The 20,499-nt window shown below is 65.1% G+C and carries 18 protein-coding genes; 10 read left to right on the plus strand and 8 right to left on the minus strand.

Annotated elements, in window-relative coordinates; genetic code table 11:
• The 7 genes from ACW18B_RS07980 to ACW18B_RS08010 all read right to left on the minus strand — a co-directional run bounded on the left by ACW18B_RS07980 (window position 1) and on the right by ACW18B_RS08010 (window position 10,325).
• Window positions 1–2,727: a TonB-dependent receptor gene (locus ACW18B_RS07980; protein ID WP_492050999.1), complete on the minus strand. Its 2,727-nt coding sequence runs from the start codon at window positions 2,725–2,727 to the stop codon at window positions 1–3.
• A 269-nt stretch (window positions 2,728–2,996) separates the two neighbouring features.
• Window positions 2,997–3,731 carry an HAD family hydrolase gene (locus ACW18B_RS07985; RefSeq protein ID WP_492051000.1) on the minus strand — a complete coding sequence of 245 codons (735 nt, stop codon included), beginning with the start codon at window positions 3,729–3,731 and terminating at the stop codon, window positions 2,997–2,999.
• Window positions 3,724–4,701: an N-acetylglucosamine kinase gene (locus tag ACW18B_RS07990; protein ID WP_492051001.1), complete on the minus strand. Its 978-nt coding sequence runs from the start codon at window positions 4,699–4,701 to the stop codon at window positions 3,724–3,726. The genes ACW18B_RS07985 and ACW18B_RS07990 overlap by 8 nt, the downstream gene beginning before the upstream one ends.
• Window positions 4,701–5,864, minus strand: coding sequence for an SIS domain-containing protein (locus tag ACW18B_RS07995; RefSeq protein WP_492051002.1), 1,164 nt, complete (start codon window positions 5,862–5,864; stop codon window positions 4,701–4,703). Before ACW18B_RS07995 ends, ACW18B_RS07990 begins: the two co-directional genes overlap by 1 nt.
• Entirely contained in the window at window positions 5,857–7,155 is a 1,299-nt protein-coding gene (locus tag ACW18B_RS08000; protein ID WP_492051003.1) for a D-tagatose-bisphosphate aldolase, class II, non-catalytic subunit, read from the minus strand. The genes ACW18B_RS07995 and ACW18B_RS08000 overlap by 8 nt, the downstream gene beginning before the upstream one ends.
• 180 nt (window positions 7,156–7,335) lie before the next feature.
• Entirely contained in the window at window positions 7,336–8,244 is a 909-nt protein-coding gene (locus tag ACW18B_RS08005; protein WP_492051004.1) for an EamA family transporter, read from the minus strand.
• On the minus strand, window positions 8,241–10,325 hold the full coding sequence (locus tag ACW18B_RS08010; RefSeq protein WP_492051005.1) for a glycoside hydrolase family 36 protein: 2,085 nt from the start codon (window positions 10,323–10,325) through the stop codon (window positions 8,241–8,243). The genes ACW18B_RS08005 and ACW18B_RS08010 overlap by 4 nt, the downstream gene beginning before the upstream one ends.
• A 132-nt stretch (window positions 10,326–10,457) precedes the next feature.
• Between ACW18B_RS08010 and ACW18B_RS08015 the strand changes: the two genes are divergently transcribed.
• Both ACW18B_RS08015 and ACW18B_RS08020 read left to right on the plus strand, forming a co-directional pair.
• Window positions 10,458–11,561: an amidohydrolase family protein gene (locus ACW18B_RS08015; RefSeq protein WP_492051006.1), complete on the plus strand. Its 1,104-nt coding sequence runs from the start codon at window positions 10,458–10,460 to the stop codon at window positions 11,559–11,561.
• A 31-nt stretch (window positions 11,562–11,592) separates the two neighbouring features.
• Window positions 11,593–13,503 (plus strand): NPCBM/NEW2 domain-containing protein, encoded by a 1,911-nt coding sequence (locus ACW18B_RS08020; RefSeq protein WP_492051007.1) that lies wholly within the window; start codon window positions 11,593–11,595, stop codon window positions 13,501–13,503.
• 5 nt (window positions 13,504–13,508) lie between these two features.
• On the opposite strand, the gene agaR is transcribed toward ACW18B_RS08020, so the two are convergent.
• Complete coding sequence (gene agaR, locus ACW18B_RS08025; RefSeq protein WP_492051009.1) at window positions 13,509–14,318, minus strand: transcriptional repressor AgaR; 810 nt, start codon at window positions 14,316–14,318, stop codon at window positions 13,509–13,511.
• A gap of 544 nt (window positions 14,319–14,862) precedes the next feature.
• Here agaR and ACW18B_RS08030 point away from each other — a divergent pair.
• The 8 genes from ACW18B_RS08030 (at window position 14,863) to ACW18B_RS08065 (ending at window position 20,481) form a co-directional block, all read left to right on the plus strand.
• Window positions 14,863–15,693: an alpha/beta fold hydrolase gene (locus ACW18B_RS08030; RefSeq protein WP_492051011.1), complete on the plus strand. Its 831-nt coding sequence runs from the start codon at window positions 14,863–14,865 to the stop codon at window positions 15,691–15,693.
• Window positions 15,694–15,819: 126 nt separating this feature from the next.
• Complete coding sequence (dps, locus tag ACW18B_RS08035) at window positions 15,820–16,302, plus strand: DNA starvation/stationary phase protection protein Dps (RefSeq protein WP_492051013.1); 483 nt, start codon at window positions 15,820–15,822, stop codon at window positions 16,300–16,302.
• A gap of 52 nt (window positions 16,303–16,354) precedes the next feature.
• A complete protein-coding gene (locus ACW18B_RS08040; RefSeq protein ID WP_492051015.1) occupies window positions 16,355–17,035 on the plus strand; it encodes a hydrolase in 681 nt (226 codons plus the stop codon).
• A gap of 83 nt (window positions 17,036–17,118) precedes the next feature.
• Entirely contained in the window at window positions 17,119–18,975 is a 1,857-nt protein-coding gene (locus ACW18B_RS08045; protein WP_492051017.1) for an amidohydrolase, read from the plus strand.
• Between the two features lie 2 nt (window positions 18,976–18,977).
• Window positions 18,978–19,643 carry a YoaK family protein gene (locus ACW18B_RS08050; protein ID WP_492051019.1) on the plus strand — a complete coding sequence of 222 codons (666 nt, stop codon included), beginning with the start codon at window positions 18,978–18,980 and terminating at the stop codon, window positions 19,641–19,643.
• Window positions 19,644–19,647: 4 nt separating this feature from the next.
• Window positions 19,648–19,890: a DUF1427 family protein gene (locus tag ACW18B_RS08055; RefSeq protein WP_492051020.1), complete on the plus strand. Its 243-nt coding sequence runs from the start codon at window positions 19,648–19,650 to the stop codon at window positions 19,888–19,890.
• Window positions 19,887–20,045, plus strand: coding sequence for a XapX domain-containing protein (locus tag ACW18B_RS08060; protein WP_492051022.1), 159 nt, complete (start codon window positions 19,887–19,889; stop codon window positions 20,043–20,045). Before ACW18B_RS08055 ends, ACW18B_RS08060 begins: the two co-directional genes overlap by 4 nt.
• On the plus strand, window positions 20,038–20,481 hold the full coding sequence (locus ACW18B_RS08065) for a DoxX family protein (RefSeq protein WP_492051024.1): 444 nt from the start codon (window positions 20,038–20,040) through the stop codon (window positions 20,479–20,481). The genes ACW18B_RS08060 and ACW18B_RS08065 overlap by 8 nt, the downstream gene beginning before the upstream one ends.
• Window positions 20,482–20,499: the final 18 nt, after the last annotated feature.

Raw genomic sequence — 20,499 nt, forward strand, 5'->3', positions numbered from 1 at the left:
CTAGAACCGGTAGCTCACGCCCAGCTTGTAAGAGGCGCCATAGCGGTAGTAGCCCTGCGGCAGCAGCGGGTTTCCGTTGATGCTGTAGGTATTGGCCTCGTCCAGAAGGTTTTGACCTTCCAGCGAGATGTCCATCCTGTCGTTGAACTTGTACGACGCGTGCGCCGTGACCCAGGTAATGGGGTCCGCCTCTTCGTTATAGCCTTCGCCGAGCACGTTCACGGCCGTGGCAAAGCCCTCGGTGTGGTCGCCCGAAAGGCTCAGCGACACCGGGCCGCGCTCATAGAAGACGCCCAGCGAATAGACCGACGGCGCGATGCCCTCCAGCGGCCGCTCCTGGTCTCCGACCCAGCTCTTGGCCCAGTTGCGCGTATATTGCGCCCGGATGCCAAAGCCGTTGTTCATGAAGTGCTGCAGGCCGATCTCGACGCCTTTGACCTTGGCGTAGTCGCCGTTGATCGGACGACTGACGTTGAAGGTGTAGCCCGGTACGCCGATGTCCTGGTTGGGCTCCCAGCTGGTGGTGATCTGGTCCTTGATGTCCTTCTTGAACACCGCGACGTTGAAGATGGAGTTTTGCGCGAAATAGTATTCCAGAGACGCATCGTACTGATCGGCCGAATAGGGCTTCAGCGCCGCATTGCCGCTGTAGATCTGGGTGAACTCGCCCCAAGACACGCTTTCGGTGGTGTTGGTCGGCGCCAGGGTCTCGACCGACGGCCGCGCCATGGTCTTGGCCGCGCCCAGACGCAGACGCAGTTCTTCGGTGATCTTGTAGTTGAAGTTGAACGACGGCAGCACGTAGGTGTAGTCGTTGTCCTGATTGATGGACGTCGGATCGTCATACACCGCCGTGTAGTTGAAGGCGCCGTTTTCGATGATTTCCAGGATCTTGGCGTCCCAGGCCTGGGCGTTGGTCGTGGTGTGCACGACGCGGACGCCGACATTGCCGCTCCAGCGCTGGCCCTCCAGATTGGCCTGCATGAAGCCGGCCCAGGTCTTCTCGGCCACGCGGTAGCTTTGCAGCGGGTTCCACACCGGCGCTGCGGCGGAATAGTCGTAGACGCCGCCGCCCGGCCGCGCTTGGCCGTCATATCCCGCCAGCGCCTTTTGATAGCTGGCGATGTCGAAGGCCAGGAAGGTGCGCGGGAACTGGGCGTCAACCTCGCTCATGAAGTTGGGCAGGTTGAAGCTTTGTGAAATCACGTTGCCGCCGAGGGCGCCGACATTGATCGCATTGTCGCCGGAATAGTAGTCGGCCCCGCCGGTCAGGGAGTTGTTGATCAGGTCACGCGACTTGGTGCGGTCGGTGTAGGTGGCGCCGAACTGGACGTTGTCGAGCCAGCCGTACGCGGTGGCCCAACGGCCCTTGAACGACGCACCGCTGATCTTGTCATCGATATTGTCGCCCTCGAGCGAGAAGTAGTGCGTGTTGAAATCGGAGTCGCTGAACGCGCCGCTGGCCAGGCCGCTGGCCAGGTCGCGGCCGTCGTCGAAATTGACCGTGACGTTGGGAACGCGCGCGCCGCCCAGCTCGATATGGGCCGTGTTCGCCTGGTTCATGCGCAGAACAACATAGCTGTCCTGGCCCCCGGAGTGCCGCTTGGATGTCGAGCGGTAGATGTCGCCGGTCACCGTCAGGCTGTCGGACACTTTCCATTCGGCGTTGGCCCCATACAGCTGGGTTTCAACGACGCGGAACGAGGTCTGGTTGAGCAGCTCCGGATTGAGGCGCATTTCCGGATCGGGATTGTTCATGTCGAAGCTGGTGACGATGCCGTCCTTGACCACGATGTTCGACCAGCGACCGGGCGCGTACAGCGGGTAGAAGGACTGCTGGTAACCGACCTGCGGGGAGTCGAGCTTGGTCGACAGTCCGTCGACGACCAGGCGGAAATTGTCGTTCGGTCGCCATTCGACCTTTGCCGTAAAGGCGTTGCGCTTCTTCTTCTCCAGGATGGAGCCGACGCGGAACTGGCCCGGAGCGATCAGTCCGTATTCCTCGGGATCCAGCTCGCCATTGCCGTTCGGGTCGATATTGCCGCCCCAGGCGTTGCCCCACAGCCAGCTTTCGTCGGTCGGGTCGGGATTGCGCGTCCAGCCGCCGTCATTGCCGGCCACGTCGGTGCGGTCGTCGCGCTTTTCGACGACCACGCCGAACAGGACGCCGATCGTGTCGTCGGCGAAGGTGTTGCTGTACACCGCCGAAAGCTTGCGGCCGTCCAGTTCGGACATCCGGTTGCGATCGCCCTCCAGGCGGATGATGCCCTGCTGGCCGCGCCGGTCGAAGGGGCTGGCCGAGCGCAGGTTGATCAGGCCGCCGATGGCGCCTTCGGTGTTGGCGGCTTCCGCGCCCTTGATGACGTCGGCGCCGCTGATGACGTCTGACGGCAGCACGTCGTAGGCGAAATCGCGGCCCGCCCCGTCGGTGGCCAGGATACGTCCGTTGAAGGTCGACAGGGTATATTCAGGACCCAGGCCGCGGATGCTGACCTTCTGCCCCTCGCCGCCGGCCGTGCGCGAAATCGACACGCCGGTGATGTGGCTGAGCGAGTCCGCGACGTTGTCGTCCGGGAACATGCCCAGTTCCAGGGCGCTGATCGAGTCCTGCACGGTGCTGGCGTCGCGCTTCAGCTTGACGGCCCGGGCGACGCTGGCGCGCACGCCCACGACGACGACTTCCTCGACGGTGGCGTCTTCAGCCGTGCTGGCGGGCGTCTGCGCCATGGCGGCGCCGGCCGAGAGCAGCGCGGCAATTCCTGCGGAAGCCAGAATGGCGCCCCGGTGAGATGGACGACGTGACATAGCGAACCCCTTTTTCTCGCTTGATCGACGGCGCAACATTCCGAAGTTTCGGTCTGCAGCCAAATTATCGTACAAAGGGTAACTATGGTTTCGCAAAACTGTCAAATCGACACTTAACGAAAGTTCGTTTCAAAAACGCTTTCGTTGCAGAAAGGTCGAAATATAGCCAACGGGTCTCGGAAACCCTTCCGTTAGGTCAGGTAAAGGATTCTTGGATCAGGCGCGGCGCAGACCTCCGCCGCCGTCAGGCGGGCCCAGAGCGCCGGCGCGCTGAAATCGGCGACGCTCAGATCGGCCCCGGCGTGAAGCCCGGCTCGCCGTGACGGCCCGGTGATCTCGACGGTGAAGACGCCCGCCGCCAGCGCGGCCGCCGCGCCCGCCTCGGAGTCCTCGAAGGCCATGGCGCAGCCGGCGTCGACGCCAAGTCGCCGCAGGGCTTCCAGATAGGGGAGGGGATCGGGCTTGGCGCGCGGCAGGTCCTCGCCGAGCACAAGGCAGTCGAAGCTGCCGGTCAGGCCTAGCGCCTTCAGGGTGTGCTCGACGTTCGGCCGGGGGCCGTTGGTGACCAGCGCGCAGGCCACGCCGTTCGCCTTCGCCCAGCCGATCAGTTTCAGAAGCCCCGGCATCGGCGTCATCTGCGGGGTCAGGCGGCGGAACAGCGCTTCCTTTTCGTCCGCCAGACCCTGGCGCGCCTCTCCCGAGAGGGCGGGAAAGAAGTGCGCGAAGATCGCCGGGTTGGACTGGCCGGAGACATGGCGCTGAAAGTCGTCGTCGCTCAGCGCGACCCCATGGGCGGTCAGCGTGTCGTTCATGGCCAGGCGGTGGACCGGATCGGTGTCGCTGAGCGTGCCGTCCATGTCGAACAGCAAGGCTTCAAGACGTTCGGGCGGCAAACGCCTGGTCTCCAGCCTCGAGCGGTCAGGCATCGACCGGAAGTCTCACGGCGTGTCCGCTCAGGCGCGCCGCATAGAGGGCCGCGCCAATGGCCGGGCTGTAGCGCGGCGTCACGAGGCGATAGTCCGGCGAATAGGCCGAAAGCTGCTGGCGGAAAGGCTGCAGAATGAGCTCGCCGCCCTGAAACACCCCGCCCGAATAGGACAGGTCCACCGGCTCGCCGGGTTGATAGTCAAGGCGCTGGCGGATGGCCTCCACGATCGCCGCCAGTTCCCGGCCGGCGTCGGCGAAGATGCGGCGGGCGGCGTCATCGCCCTGTTCCGCCGCCCGGGCGACAAGGCGCGACAGGGCGGCGATCCGGTCGCGCTGGGGCGCGGACTTGGCGTAGACATAGGCGCAGATGTCGAGATCGCTTTTCAGTTCGAGCTCTTGCATCAGCAGATCATGCAGGGGGCCGCGGGGCAGGCGCCCGTCGGCCATGCGCGAAAAGGCGTTGAGGCCCTGCACGGCGATCCAGTAGGCCGAGCCTTCGTCGGAGAACACCTCGCCCCATCCGCCGCCGCGCGCCGACAGGCCCTGACGCTCGCCGTAGCCGATCGAGCCCGTGCCGGCGACGATGTTGATGCCGTCCTGGCCGGCGAGCGAGCCGGCCCAGCCGCAGATCATGTCGTTGCCGCAGGCGTAGCGATGATGACCCAGCACCGCCTCGGGGATCACATCGAGAAAAGGCTGGATCTGCGAGTCCTCGCCGTGGGCGGGCAGGCCGAAGAAGGCGAAGGTGACATCCTTCGGCGACGCCCCCGCCTTGTTCAGCACGGCATGCACGCCTTCGTCGAGCAGGGCGTGAAGGTTCTCGAAGCCGATCTGGATATGGTAGCTGGAGCCGCCGTCATGGCGAGCCAGCTCAAGGCCGTTGTGGTCGGTCAGGACGAAGGCGGTCTTCGTGCCGCCGCCGTCGACGCCCAGAAAACAGCCTTCGGACAGCGTCGCTTTGTCGGTCATCAGCTCAGCTCGTGGATGCGTACGCCCTGCACCACGCGGTTGACCGTGCCCGAGGTGTTGGGTTTGTCCGGCCTCAGCCCCAGGCGCAGACACTCGAAGAAGGCGAAGATCTGCGGCGCGACGATATAGGGGAACAGCAGATCGGCGTCGTCGGCCATCTCGAGGCCCTCGATGCGGATCTCGTCGGTCCTGGGCAAGCCCACCCCGTCCTGCGCCGTTATGGCGATGACGCGGGCGGCGTCGTTGTCGCGGCGCAGCTCGTCCAGAAGATCGATATCGTAGCTGCGCGTATAGGCGTTGTTGGAGAAGAAGACGACGATCAGCGTGCGGTCATTGACGATGGTCTTTGGGCCATGCCGGAAGCCGAGCGGTGAATCGAACATGGTCACCAGGGCGCCGTTAGTCAGCTCCAGAAGCTTGAGCCCCGACTCGCGCGCCAGCCCCTGGAAGATGTGGCTGCCCAGATAGACAACGCGCTCATAGCCTTCGGCGGCCAGGGTCTGCATGACGGTGGTGTAGTGGGCGATGACGCTTTCGGTCGCCCGCGCAATGGCGTCGACGCGATCGTTCATGCCCGCAACGCCGCTGAACAGCGCCAGCGCCGCATAGGCCATGCACGAGAAGCTCGAGGTCATGGCGAAGCTGCGGTCGTGGGTCGCTTCGGGAAGCTGCACGGTCAGGCCGCGCGACCCTTGCGCATAGGCGGCCAGGGCGCCTTCGGCGTTACAGGTGATGACCAGATGATGCAGGGTCTTGACCAGGCGGTCGGCCAGCTCGACGGCCGCGACGCTTTCCGGACTGTTGCCGGACCGGCCGAACGAGACGAGCACGGTGGGCGTGTCGGCTTCGAAATAGAGGTGCGGCGCGCAGACCAGATCGGTCGTCGGGATCGCCTCGACCCGGCGCCCCAAGCGGGCGGACAAGACCGGCGCCAGGCATTCGCCGATAAAGGCCGAGGTCCCCGCGCCGGTCAGGATGATGCGCAGGGCAGGCGAGCTCAGAAGCGGCTCTAGAAAGGCCTCGATCTCGACGCGGCGCGCCATCAGCAGCGCCTGGGTCTCGCGCAGCATGGCCGGCTGTTGCGCGATCTCGCGCGCGGTCCACAGACCGCCCAGGCGGTCCAGCTCGGACTCTTCGAGGCCCAGATGAGTGAGGTCAGGCATGAGCAGGCTCCGGCTCGGGGGTGCAAGCGGCGCGATAGGCCTCCAGGGTCGCGCCGATATGGGCGATCACCAGGTTGGCCGGGCTGGGCGTCAGGGCGGTATTGCGCACGGCGGCATAGGCCTCCGGCAGATACTGGCTGATCAGCGCCAGGGGCGGCGGCTTGTTGGTCAGGTTGTCGAACATCGTCGCCTGCGCCGCCGTGATCTGCGGGTCAGGCCAGTAATAGCGGATCCGGTCCGAGAGGCTGTATTGCAGGTCGAACTGCAGGGCCGCCCCGGTGGCGTGGTAGTATTTGGCCCAGTTGCGCGGGTCGGCGTTCATGCGCTCGATGGCGATCTGGCGGAAGCGCGACGCGCCGTCCTCGCCGATCCATTCCCGCTCGATGGCGTCCAGCGCCCAGAAGGCCTCGCGCAGGGCGAAGGTGACGCCCGGCCCGACCTTGAGGATGGCGAAATGGTCCTCGACCAGGGCCTTCAACGCCTTGGGCGTCTGGTAGTCGGTCGAATGGGCCTCGAAGACGATGTGCGGCTGGTTGTCGAGCGCGCGGCTCAGCTCAGCCGCCTTGGCGCGGTCATAGTCGATGACCTTGTGGTGGTCGAATTCGACGCCCGGCTGCACGACCGTGGCGATGACGCGCGGCCAGGCGTCTGACAGCCCCTCGGCCGCGAAGATGACCCGGTGAGCCTCGATGGTCGCCAGCGCCGCCTCGGGCGTGGTGACCTCCAGCTCGGGCAGGTCCTCGGACGCGCCGCCGGGCACCGGCACCTCGGTTCCGATGACATAGACGCAGGACTCGCCGCCGACGCGGTGCTGGGTGTCTTCAGCGATCCGGATCAGGCGGGCGGCGCGGCGGGCGATGGTGTCTTCGGGCAGGGGCGTCGGATCGCCGGCGCACGACATCGAACAGTCAGCGTGGATCTTGCGGAAGCCGGCGGCCACATATTGCGCGATCAGCACATCCGCCTTTTGCATCGCCTCTTCGGCGCTGAGGCTGGTCCACGGGTTTGGCCCCAGATGGTCGCCGCCCAGCAGGACGCGCTCGCGCGGCAGGCCGACCTTGTCGGCGATGGCGTGGACGAAGTCGCGGAACATCTCCGGCGTCATGCCGGTATAGCCGCCGTCCTGATTGACCTGGTTGCACGTCGCCTCGATCAGCACCACGTCGACGCCGGTCTTCAGCGCATGGACGAAGGCCGCTTCGACGACCAGCGGGTGGGCCGAGCAGACGGAATAGATGCCGCACGCCTGACCCGACTTATGCCGGGCGACCAGATCAAGCATGGCCTTCATGAGGGAACCTTTCGGGGATCGGGCGTCGATTCTAACGCGATCGGCATTCTAACGCAATTAAAACAATGAAAACGAAACTCTTGGATTTCGTTTTGCTCTACGCGTTGGCCCGTCTCAGCGGGAAAAAAGAGCGGTCGCCGCAGGAACGACCGCCCAAGTCCGGGGAGGAAAAGCGGCGCTCTACGGCGCCAGAGCCAGAAGGGCCGAGGCGATGACGGCCAGCGCCAGGCCGATCATCTTGAGTTCGCCGGGCACGACGCCGGCGATGAGCAGTGAAATCACCGCCGTGATCAGGGGCCCGCCGGCATTGGTGAGCGGCGCCACCACGATGGCCTTGCCGTAACGAAAGGCATAGACCAGTGACAGCGCGCCTATGGCGTTGAGCATCTGGATGGCGGCCGCCAGCCACGGGCCGTCCCAGCGCCAGTTGATCGGCTTGGAAAAGTCGGTCATCCCGATAGCCACCGGCACGAGCAGCAGGCCGGTCAGCATCATGTAGAAGAAGATGCTTTCGGCGCTCATGCGCGCATTGGCCAGCTTCATGAAATAGGCCTGCACGCCCCAGCACATCATGATGATCAGGGCCAGGGGGAACCAGGACGAGCCCTGCGCGAAGGAGAAGCCCTGCGGCGAAAAGTCGAACAGGGGCAGGGCGACCAGCGCCAGCACCACGCCCAGGGCGCCAAACCTTGTGGTGCGTTCCTTCAGCAGGGCGAACGACATCAGGATGGTGACCAGCGGAGACAGTGAGATAATCGGGAAGATCAGATAGGCCGGGCCCCGCGTCACGGCATAGAAGAGGATCATCTGGCCGCCGGCCCCGGTCAGGCCGATCAGCAGGCCGTACAGGATCGACTTCGGATCGCGATCAAGCTTCCATTTTTCCCGCTGCATGACGATGACCGCCGGCACGATCATGGTGATCGCCCAGACGCAATAGACGAGCGTTTCGGGAAAGCCGCGCTGGGCGGAAATGCCGGCGAACGCACCCCACACGCCCCACAGGCCCACGGTCAGAAGGGCGAAAAGCAGCCAGCGCCGCGACCCCGAGGCCGGGGCGGCGGGCGTCGCCACGGAAGTATCGGTCATGCGTGGCCGCCTTGTTCAGGGATCGCTTCGATCAGCAGGAACCTTTCGAACCTAGCGGGGATGTGCGCGCTGCTCGCCGTCACCGTCCCCAGATCCGTCCCGTTGTAATAGTCGGTGAGGCGGTAGGCGCCCTTGCCCAGACCGCGCAGCTCGACCGGTCCATCCCACTGTGGGGCGTAGAAGGCGTAATAGAGCCGGCCGTCCTTCTCGATCGCATGGGCTTCAGGCTTGTCGAAGCCGATGTCGTACAGCTCGCCCAGATACTGGCCCCTGGGCAACATCTTGGCGTTGTAGAGGTCGGCCCATTTGCGCCACACCCCTTCGCGCTCGGGCGTCAGGCGGAAATTGGCGTCCTTGCCCCGGCCCTCATTGGGCCAGGTGAACTTGGTCGAGATGACCGCGCCGATGCCGACGCTGGAGGCGAAGTCATTGCCGCCGTCGCTCAGTTCGACATGGTCGCCGGCATAGGCCGCGTCACGCCCCATCAGGGCCTTCAGCGACTTGCCTTTCAGGCGCACCTGCCAGGAAGACAGCGGATCCGAGGCCGGAACCTGGTTGACGTAGGGCAGGTTGTGGAAGGCGTAAGACGTGCCGCAGGGGCAGAACTCGACCACGGCCTCGGGATTGGCCTCCAGCGCCGTGTCATAGACCAGCTTCCAGAAGTCCTGGAGTTTCTCGACGGACTCTTCCGGGCGCGCATGGTTGTGGGCCGGATTGTAGCAGGGCGCGACGCCGTTCATGTGCTGGCCGTCCAGCTTCAGGCCCTCATAGCCCCACTCGCCGATGATCTTCCTGACCAGCTTCTGCGTGTAGTCCCGCGTCGGCTGATAGGCCGGGCAGAGATAGAAGGCGTTCCACCAGGTCACGTCCTGCGCCGCGCCGTTGGCGTCCAGCAGCAGCATGTCGGTGTGATCGTGCAGCAGGTCCGAGCCCGGATCGACGGCCAGAGGGGCCAGCCACAGCTTGGGTTTCAGGCCGGCGGCCCGGATCGTTTTCACGAAGGACACCATGTCCGCGTCGGTGCGGAACTTGCGCGGATTCAGCGCCCAGTCGCCCTCGTTGGTCTGCCAGCCGTCGTCGAGCACGGCCCATTTGAAGCCCAGCTCCTTGACCTTGCTGTAAGTGCCTTCGATCTCGGCGATGTTGAAGTCGCGCTCATAGCCCCAGGCGCACCAGATGGCCTCATAGGACCCGTCCGGCGCCTTGGGCGCCGCCAGGCCGCGGTCGGCCATGACGCGCCGGTAGGCGTCGAGCGTCGCATAGTAGTCGCGCTGGTGCACGGTGACGAACGCGTCGAGCGCGGTGAGGCTGTCGCCGGCCTTCAGGGTCACCGCGCGGGCTTCTTCCAGCGCCACGGACGCGCCGTTCGGTGAGGTGACGATCGGCAGCGAGATCAGTTTGGGCGTCAGTTCGATATGGCCCACGGCGATGCCGGCGTCCGGTCGCCAGACATCGGCGATCGGCGTGCCTGAACCGTAGTCGGAGGCGTTCATGCCCATGAAGTTGGCCTGCTCGAAGCCATCCTTCATCGGCTGCACCCAGTCGCGCCGGTCTTCATGGGTGGAACCGGACCACGACCAGAAACCCGCGCCGGAGGCCTTCAGCCTGTGCGCGCCGATCCGGTAGCTTTCGACATCAAGGGGGGCGCCCAGCGCGCGCCGCCAGGTGACCTGCATCAGCGGAAAGCCGGGATAGCGGTCATAGAAGGTCAGGTTGACGGTCTTTTCCAGCCCCTCGGCCGAGGCGCCGCGCACCGTGTGGCGCACCCCCTTGCCATGGGCGTCGCTGACGGGGACCTGGCGGTGTTCGATGAAGTTGAAGCGATCCACCACCGTCCCGCCCTTGAGCGTCAGCGTTTCGGACGCGGCGAAATCGGTCAGGGGGACGGCTTGTCCGGAGAGGCCGGAGATCAGGCGGCTGTTCAGGCCGGCGTCGAACTCGATGGTCAGGGCCTTGTCGCCCGCACGGGCTACGGCCACCGCGGCCCAGGCCCGGCTGGCGCCAAGCGCTCCGGTGGCCAGAACGGTGCTCCCCAAAAGGGTTAGAACGCCGCGTCTGTGCACATGGGGTTCTGTCGTCATGCGCCGCCTCCGTGTGTGTAAAAAGGATCTTGCAGAAGCCGTTTTTAAAAGGCAAACAAAAAGACACACAAACGAAACAATATGTTTCGCTTTCGTTGTTTCGGGGCGCAATTCGAAAAGTTGGAGGGGGTCATGAGGCTCAACAGGCGTTCGCTGCTCGGTCTTGTCGCGCCTCTGGCGCTCCTAGCCGGCGCCCCGATGTCGGCTCACAGCGCGCCGAAAGCCGAGACCTATGGCCTGGCCGACTATGCCGGTGTCCGGAAGTTCGACGCCCACGTCCACGTCAACGTCAGGGATCCGGCGTTTCTGGATCAGGCGGTGGCCGACAATTTCGAGATCCTGTCGATCAATGTCGACTATCCGGCCTTTCCGTCGATCGCCCTTCAGGCCGACGCCGCCCATCACTTCGTCAAGGCGGACCCGGCCCATTTCCACTACGCCGCCACCTTCTCGATGAAGGGGTTCGGCGCAGAGGGCTGGGCGCAAAAGACCAACGCCGCCCTCGACTCCGAATTCCAGCAGGGCGCCCTGGCCGTCAAGGTGTGGAAGAATGTCGGCATGGTCGAGCGCGACGCCGCGGGTCAGCTGATCTTCATCGACGACAAGGGCTTCGATCCGGTCTTCGATCATCTGGCGGCGAAGACCATCCCGCTGATCGCGCACCAGGGCGAGCCGCGCAACTGCTGGCTGCCGGTCGATCAGATGACGACCAAGAACGACAAGACCTATTTCAGCGAGCATCCGGAGTACCACATGTATCTCCACCCGGAGATGCCCAGCTACGAAACCCTGATGGCCAAGCGCGACGCCATGGTCGCCCATCACCCCAAGCTGCGCTTCGTCGGCGCCCACATGGCCAGCCTGGAATGGAGCGTCGATGAGGCGGCGAAGTTCCTCGACGCCCACCCGAACGCGGTGATCGAAACCGCCGCCCGCATGGCGCAGATCCAGTACCAGTCGGTTCGCGACTATCAGAAGGTCCGCGACTTCTTCATCACGTATCAGGACCGCATTCTCTACGGGACGGACCTGACGCTCAATCCCGGCGACAACGTGCAGGACTTCAAGCAGGTGGCGCACGACTACTGGCTGTCGGACTGGAAATATCTGGCCACGGCCGAATCTCAGCGCGTCGACGACATCGACGCCGACGCCCGTGGCCTGGCCCTGCCCAAGTCGGTGATCGACAAGATCTATTACGCCAACGCCAGGCGCGTATTCTTCGCCAAGCACTGACACTGACCGAACGCTAATCTAGAGGGGCTCCATGACCGTCCGTTCCCTGATGGCCTGCGTGGCCGCCGCCAGTCTGCTGGCCCTGTCCGCGCCCGCCCTGGCCCAAACCGACCCTCTGGCGGCCACCGGCAAGTGGTCCATCCCCGAGCGGTCCCAGGCGCGCACGCCGCCCATGGGCTGGAACTCGTGGAACGCCTTCCGCACCGAGGTCGACGAAGCCAAGGTGTTGCGCGCGGCGCAGGTCCTGGTCGACAGCGGCCTGTCCAAGCTCGGCTACACCTATGTCAATATCGACGATGGCTGGTGGCTCAAGCGCCGGCAGTCGGACGGGCGGCTGGAGATCCGCACCGCCATCTTCCCGTCAGCCAAGGGCAAGGGCCAGGACACCAGCTTCCGGCCCTATACCGACCGGCTGCACAGGATGGGGCTGAAGGCCGGCATCTATACCGACATCGGCCGCAACGCCTGCTCGCAGGCCTACGACCTGCATTCCCCCAACCTGCCCGAAGGGACGACGGCCGAACGCGAGGTCGGGCTTCTTGGCCATGTCGATCAGGACATCGGCCTGTATTTCCAGGACTGGGGCTTTGACTACATCAAGGTCGACGCCTGCGGCATCAATGTCTATGGGCCGCAGACCGAGCTGGTCCACAAATACGCCTATGCCGCCGTGCCGCCCCTGATCGACCAGGCGTCGATCAACCGCACCGACGTCCCCGCCGTGCAGGCCCTGTACGCCAGGGTCGCCGAGGCGCTGAAGGCCCACAATCCGGACGGCGACTACATCCTGGCGATCTGCAACTGGGGCTCGGCCGACGTCAGGTCCTGGGGCAAGAACATCGGCCACATGTGGCGCACCAGCGGCGACATCACGCCGACCTGGACGCGCATGCTGCACAATTTCGACAGCGCCTCGACCCGCGCCCTCTACGCCAAGCCGGGCGCGTGGAATGATCCCGACATCCTGTTCATCGGCCAGGGCGATTTCGATCAGAACCACCTGACCGAGGCGCGGTCGCACTTCGCGCTATGGGCCATGATCAATGCGCCGCTGCTGATCAGCTACGACCTGCGCCAGGCGCCGCAGAGCCTGATGGACATCTGGGGCAATGCCCACATCGTGCGGGTCAACCAGGATCCCGGTGGCCATCAGGCCGTCATCGCCTACGCCTCGGACGACGTGCAGATCCTGGTCAAGACCCTGTCCAGCGGCAAGAAGGCCGTGGCCCTGTTCAACCGCGGTCTGGCCAGGACCGATGTGACCCTCACGGCGGCCCAGCTGAAATTCGCCGACGACGCGCCGATCCAGCTTCTAAACCTGTGGGACAAGACCGCGCCGACGCCGTTCACCGGCGAGACCACCTTCACGCTGGAGCCGCGTCAGACCCTGATCTTCGAAGCCTCGGGCGCGCGTCAACTGAAGGACGGTGTCTATCTGTCTGAAATTCCCGGCGCGCTGAACGTGGCGGTTGACGGCGTGACGGCGCCTGAGGCCGATCCGGTCATCCACCGCATGCGCAACGCCTGGGGCGAGACGCGGGGCTCGGGCGAGCGCCCGACCTATGCCGGCTGGGGCGGCGCCCGGGCCGACGCCACGCCTTATGACGAAGCGCTCCGCATCGGCGGTCAGGGCTTTGACACCGGCATCGGGGTGTTGACCAACTCCCGCCTGGAGGTCCGCAACGCCGGACATAGCCGCTTCGAGGCCCAGGTCGGGGTGGACGATTCCACGCGCAATACCAAGGACAAGGTGCGCTTCGCTGTCTATGGCGACGGCAGGCTGCTGGTCCAGAGCCCGCCTGTTGGCTTTGGCGAGGCCCCCCGGGCGCTCGTCGCCGACATCCGGGGCGTCGGCCTTGTCGAGATCGTCGCGCGATCGGAAACCTTGACCAGCGACCGGCCTCTGGTCGTCACCTGGGGAGACGCGGCTCTGCGCCGCTGACGGCGTCAGGCCTTGTAGAGCCTGACCCCAAGACGCTCGGCCGCTTCGTCGATATAGGGCGGAGCGGCGGCGTCGGTGACCAGGCTGTCGAGATCGGCCACATCGATGATCCGGTTCAGGCAGACCTTGCCGAACTTGGAGGCGTCGGTGACCGCGATGACCTCGCGCGCCGTCTCGACCATCTTGCGGTTCAGTTGCGCCTCGGGTTCGTGATGCGTGGTGATGCCGCGCTCGACGTCGAAGCCGTCCACGCCCAGAAACAGCTTGTCCAGCAGCAGGTCGTCCAGCGCGGCCACGGTCTGGGCGCCATAGAAGGCCATGTTCCGGCGGCGCAGTTCGCCGCCCAGCATGACGATCTTGATCTTTCGCTTCTGGTTCAGGACGCCCAACACATCGAAATCGTTGGTGACGACGGTGATGTCTTCCTCGTCCGGCAGGAACCGCGCGATCTGCAAGGTGGTCGTGCCCGAGTCGAGCATGATGGAGTCGCCGGGCTTGACCATCCCGGCGGCCAGCTTGCCGATCCGCTCCTTGGCCTCGGTATGGATGATGCGTTTGGTCTCGATGGCCGGCTCGACATGGGCGTTGACCACCTCCGAGCAGATGGCGCCGCCATAGGCCCGCGTCGCGACGCCGTGTTCTTCAAGATAGTGCAGATCCTTGCGGATGGTCTGCATGGACACGCTGAACAATTCGGACAGGGGCGCGACCTGGACGCTGCCGCGTGTCCGGAGCATGGCCGTGATCTCACGTCGGCGTTCGGACGTATCGCGCGTCACCCTACCGGAACCATCCGCCATTGAACGCATCTCCATCGCCGAATCGCGGCTGCGCGGCGCGGCTTTCGGTATAGGTTCCAACAGGTTGCCTTCTGGCCGGTCCATCGTCAATGGTAGGACAAAAGTATCGGCTCAGCTTGATTGTGTGACACATATGACGCCGGCGGGATCGATTACAATATAAAACGAAAGATATCCTGTCCTTCGGCATGAGGCCTCGTTTGGCGACCGATGTCAGCCGGACGATGCGCGCCGGCTCGGCACTGTGAACATCGCCACGATCGACGATCAGGGCCGAAACCGCCACCGCCCTGGCAAAGGGCCGGGAGGCGGAGGCGCGCGCCATCAGGGCGGATTGATCCAACTCTGGGCGGCATTCTGCAATCCACACGGTCTGACCTGAACGAGACTGCGGTCGTTACGACAGCATGGAGTCTCGGCCTTGACCGCGCATTCGACCCAAGACGGAGCGTCGCGACGCGACGTTCTGACCGCCGTCACCGGCCTCGTTGTGGCGGCAGGACTGCCTGCCACGGCCCTTGCCGCCGGCCTCCCATCATCCGAGCACGGGAAACCCCACATGACGACCATCAAGACCAAGGACGGGACCGAAATCTTCTACAAGGACTGGGGTCCCAAGACCGCCCAACCCATCGTCTTCCATCACGGCTGGCCGCTGTCCGCCGATGACTGGGACGCCCAGATGATGTTCTTCCTGCTGAACGGCTATCGCGTCATCGCCCATGACCGTCGTGGTCACGGCCGTTCGACCCAGACCGACACCGGCAACGAGATGGACACCTACGCCGCCGACGTCGCGGCCCTGACCGACCATCTGGACCTGAAGAACGCTGTCCACATCGGCCACTCGACCGGCGGCGGCGAGGTCGCCCGCTATGTCGCCCGCGCCAAGCCGGGCCGCGTCGCCAAGGCCGTGCTGATCGGGGCCGTGCCGCCGATCATGCTCAAGACAGCCGCCAATCCGGGCGGCCTGCCGATGGAGGTGTTCGACGGCTTCCGGGCGGCCCAACTGGCCAACCGCGCGCAGTTCTTCCACGATGTCGCGGCGGGTCCGTTCTACGGCTTCAACCGTCCCGGCGCGAAGGTGTCGCCGGCGACGGTCGAGAACTGGTGGCGTCAGGGCATGATGGGCGGCACCAAGGCCCATTACGACTGCATCAAGGCCTTCTCGGAAACCGACTTCACCGAAGACATGAAGGCGATCGATGTGCCGGTTCTGCTGATGCACGGCGAGGACGACCAGATCGTGCCGATCGCCGACAGCGCCCTGCTGGGGATCAAGCTGTTGAAGAAGGGCACGCTGAAGACCTATCCGGGCTTGCCGCACGGCATGGCCACCACCCACGCCGACGTGATCAATCCCGACATCCTGGCCTTCATCAAGGCCTGATCCGGCTCGAGGCCGAACGCCCGAAGAGCATGGATCCGCCCAGGCGGGTTCATGCTCTTCGCCGCGTCGGTGTTCTGCAGTCTTCTTTTTCAGTCGCGACGGCCTGTCGCTTTGAGGCGCTTAGCCATGACCTACTCATCGAGACTTGACCTGTCCGACCACGTCCGCAAGCAGGCCGTCGCCTTGCTCCAGGCCCGTCTTTCGGACGCCCTGGACCTTGAGGCCCAAACCAAGCAGGCCCACTGGAACGTCAAGGGCATGCACTTCCTGCAACTGCATCAGCTGTTCGACGCCGTTCATGAAGAGGTCGAGGGCTTTGTCGACCTGATCGCCGAGCGCATCACGACGCTGGGCCATATCGCTGACGGACGCGTCCAGTCGACCGCCGCCGCCACGGGGCTGAACGAATATCCGCTGGCCGCCGCGGGCGGCGAAGCCCATCTGCGCGCGCTGGCCGCCTCGGTCGGGCAATTCGCCAAGCTTGTGCGGGCCGATATCGATCTGGCCACCCAGGCGGGCGACGCCGACACCGGCGACATCTTCACCCAGATCTCCCGGGAAATCGACAAGCAGCTCTGGCTGCTCGAGGCGCACCTCTACACGGCGTGATCGTCCGCACCGGATCTGACTGTCTTCTTTCCAGCCCTCCATGGACTTCGAAATGACCTATCGCGCAAAAGGCCTGATCCATCCGGACGAGACGGTCTTCATCTTTGTCGACCACCAGCCGCAGATGGCGTTTGGCGTCGTCAGCATCGACCGCCAGCAACTGAAGAACAACACCGTCGCCCTGGCCAAGACCGCCAAGCTGTTCGGCGCGCCGATCATCCTGACGGCCGTCGAAAGCGAGGCCTTCTCCGGCTACATCTGGCCGGAGCTTCTCGACGTCGTGCAGCAGACGCCGATCGAACGGTCGTCGATGAACAGCTGGGACGCCGAGGCTCTGGTCGAGGCGGTCCGGGCCACCGGCCGCAAGAAGATCGTCATCGCCGCCCTCTGGACCGAGGCCTGCCTGCTGTTCCCGACCCTGTGCGCCCTCGAAGAAGGCTATGAGGTCTATATCGTCACCGACGCCTCGGGCGGCACCTCCGAGGAAAGCCACAACGCGGCGGTGCGGCGGATGGAACAGGCCGGCGCCAAGTCGATGACGGCTGTGACGGTGCTGCTGGAGCTGCAGCGCGACTGGGCGCTTCGCGACACCTACAACGGCGTGATGGAGATCGTTCGCGAGCACTTCGGCGCTTACGGCATGGGCGTCGATTACGCCTACACCATGGTCCACAAGGCGCCGCAACGCGCGGCCTTCCCGCACAAGGTCGAGGGCGCCGTCCCGCACGGCTAGGTCGCCTGTTCTGCTTCCCACGTTTCACAGATCGCCGACGGTGACGCGCAAGCGCGCCGTCGGCGGCGTTTCCCGGGTGTCGCATGTCCTCCGATCTGATCCTGTTCAATGGCAAGCTGACTACGCTTGATCCGGAAAATCCGCGCGCGACGGCTCTGGCGGTCAAGGACGGGCTGATCGCGGCGGTAGGCCCGGACGCCGAGGTCATGGCCCATCACGGTCCCCAGACCCAGGTGATCGACCTCGCCGGGCGGCGTTTGCTTCCGGGGCTGAACGACAGCCACACCCATCTGATCCGGGGCGGGCTGAACTATCTGCTGGAACTGCGCTGGGACGGTGTGACCTCGGTCGCCGACGCGCTCGACATGCTCAAGGCGCAAGTCGCCGTAACGCCGGCCCCGCAGTGGGTGCGTGTGGTCGGCGGCTTCACCGAATATCAGTTCGCCGAGAAGCGGCTGCCGACCCTCGACGAGATCAACGCCATCGCGCCCGAGACGCCGGTGTTCATCCTGCATCTCTATGACCGCGCCCTGATGAACCGCGCCGCGCTGCGGGCCTGCGGCTATGACCGCAACACGCCCGATCCCCCCGGCGGCGAGATCCAGCGCGATGCGGCGGGCGATCCCACGGGCCTGCTGATCGCGCGGCCCAACGCCATGATCCTTTATGCGACCCTCGCCAAAGGGCCGAAACTGGATCCGGCGGATCAGATCATTTCCACCCGTCATTTCATGCGCGAACTGAACCGCCTGGGAATCACCTCGGTGATCGACGCCGGCGGTGGCTTTCAGAACTATCCGGACGACTATCAGATCATCGAGCGTCTCTCCCAGGCGGGGCTGCTGACGGTCCGGATCGCCTACAACCTGTTCACCCAGAACCGCGGCAGGGAACTGGAGGACTTCCAGTCCTGGAGCCGTCTGATCAAGCCCGGGGCCGGCGACGCCATGTTCCGCCACAATGGCGGCGGCGAGATGCTGGTGTTCTCGGCCGCCGATTTCGAGGATTTCCGCGAGCCGCGTCCCGATCTCCCCGACAGCATGGAGGATGAGCTCTATGCCGTGGTGAAACACCTGGCCGAGAACCGCTGGCCGTTCCGGATCCACGGCACCTACGACCAGTCGATCTCGCGCTTTCTGGATGTCTTCGAGCGGGTCAATCGCGAGGTTCCGTTCGACGGCTTGCACTGGATCATCGATCACGCCGAGACCGTCACGCCGCGTAGTCTCGACCGCATCGCGGCCCTGGGCGGCGGCATCGCCGTGCAGCATCGGATGGCCTATCAGGGCGAGGCCTTCGCGGAGCGCTACGGCCATAAGGCGCTGGAACAGACACCGCCGGTGCGCAGGATGCTGGACGCCGGCCTGCCGGTGGGCATGGGCACCGACGCCACACGCGTCGCCAGCTACAATCCGTGGATCGGCCTCTACTGGCTGGTGACCGGCAAGACCGTCGCGGGTATGCGGATGTATCCGCCGCAGAACCGGTTGGACCGTGAAACCGCCCTGCGCCTCTATACCGAAGGCTCGGCCTGGTTCTCGACCGAGGACGGCAAGAAGGGGGCGCTGAAGGTCGGGCAATATGCCGACGTGATCGTGCCCAGCGCCGACCTGTTTTCGGTGGCCGAGGACGAGATCAAGGATCTCGCTTCCATCCTGACGATTGTCGGCGGCAAGGTGGTCCACGCGGCCGCCGATTTCGGGGCCCTGGCGCCGCCGACCTTGCCGGTCAGCCCCGACTGGTCGCCGGTCCGGCGTTTCGGCGGCTATCAGCACGCCAAGCCCAGCCAGGGCCTCAATCGCCTCGCCCTGCAGTCCTGCGGTTGCTCCAGCGCCTGCCAGGTCCATGGTCACGCCCATGGTCAGGCCTACAGCGCTGACGTGCCGGTGGCGTCCCTGCGCGACTTCTGGGGCGTGCTGGGCTGCGCGTGCTGGGCGTGACCATGCGCCCCGCCACGCGTCTGGCCCTGACCTTTCTGGCCGGGTACTGCGACACCGCCACCTTTGTGAAGATGGGCGGGGTCTTCTCAGCCCACGTCACCGGGAACTTCGTCCTGTTCGCCGCGGCCGTGGCGCGAGGCTTGAAGCCGCAGGACTATCTGAAGCTGGCGACCATGCCGGTGTTCATGGTCGCCGTGGTGGTCGCGACCGCGATCTATGTCACCGCCGATGCCAGGAAAGCGCCGGCGGGCAAGGGGCGGGACCGGGGTTTGGTCCGCGTCCTGGGTCTGATCGCTCTGTCGCTCGCCGCCGCGGCCGGCCTTGGCGTATGGGCGCCCGGCGCCGCGATCGCGGTGACCCTGGTGGTGGTGTTCGCCATGGGCATGCAGAACGGCCTGCACCCCTTCAGTCCTGGCGCCATGACGACGGTGATGACCGGGACGGTGACCAACACGCTCTCGCAGATCACCCGGCGCTGGCTTGATCCTACCGCCGGGGAGCCCAAGCGGGGCGAGGTGAGCACCCTGCTGATGATCCTGAACTTCGTCCTGGGCTGCGCCCTGGCGGCCGTGCTGGTCGATCGGCTGGGCTATGGCTGCCTTTTCGTGGCGGCGGTGATCGCCGCCGTCCTGTGGATCACTGAAACCCGGGTGGCCGGAGCGCGCTGAAACCATGGCGACATCGCAATCTCTCAAGGTGGGCCTGGGCCTTCTGCTCGGCTTCTCGATCGGGGTTGGCTGCCGACTGGCGGACATTCCCAGCCCTGCGCCGACGGCGCTGATCGGAGCTCTCCTGGTTCTGGCCATGACCACGGGCTGGACCCTGGTCGACCGGCTTTTCAGCCATCGCCCGAAGGACAGTGAGCCGCTTTGCGGCGGACCGGTCGGAACGCCGCCGGCGAGGGACGCAGAATGATCCCCGCGATTGTTGGAATCCTTCTGGGCCTCACGATTGGCGGCGTTTGCCGCTTCTTCGACCTGCCGTTGCCGGCCCCGCCCAAGTTCGTCGGGGCGCTTCTCGTCGTCGCAATGACGGTTGGTTTTCTTGTTGGAGGCATGATCAGTGTTTAGGCCGCTGCTTTCCACGCTGAACCTTGTCACCGAGCGACTGATCGAGCGCTTTGATCCCAAGCTCTGGTTCGTGCGGTTCCTGATGGCGGCGATGTTCCTTGAGAGCGGCGTCGACAAGCTGCTCCACTGGTCGAACTATCAGGCCGAGGTGGCCGCGCACCATATTCCCCTGCCCAGTCTTGCCCTGTTGATGGCCATGGTGATCGAACTGGTCGGCAGCGCGGCCCTGCTGGCCAATTTCGCTCTGGCTCCAGCCTTGTTGGCGCTGGCCGTCTATACGATCACGGTCAACGTCTTCTATTTCGACTTCTGGGCCCTGTCAGACGCCGCCGCCGTGATGGCGCGGAAGGAATTCCTGAAGAACCTGGCCGTGGCCGGCGGGCTGCTGGCCTACATGTTTGAGGCCCTGAAGGCTCGCTACCCGACCCGGTCCTGAAAAGGGCTGAGGGCTGAT

The organism is Caulobacter sp. FV2ps19 (genome assembly GCF_058681035.1).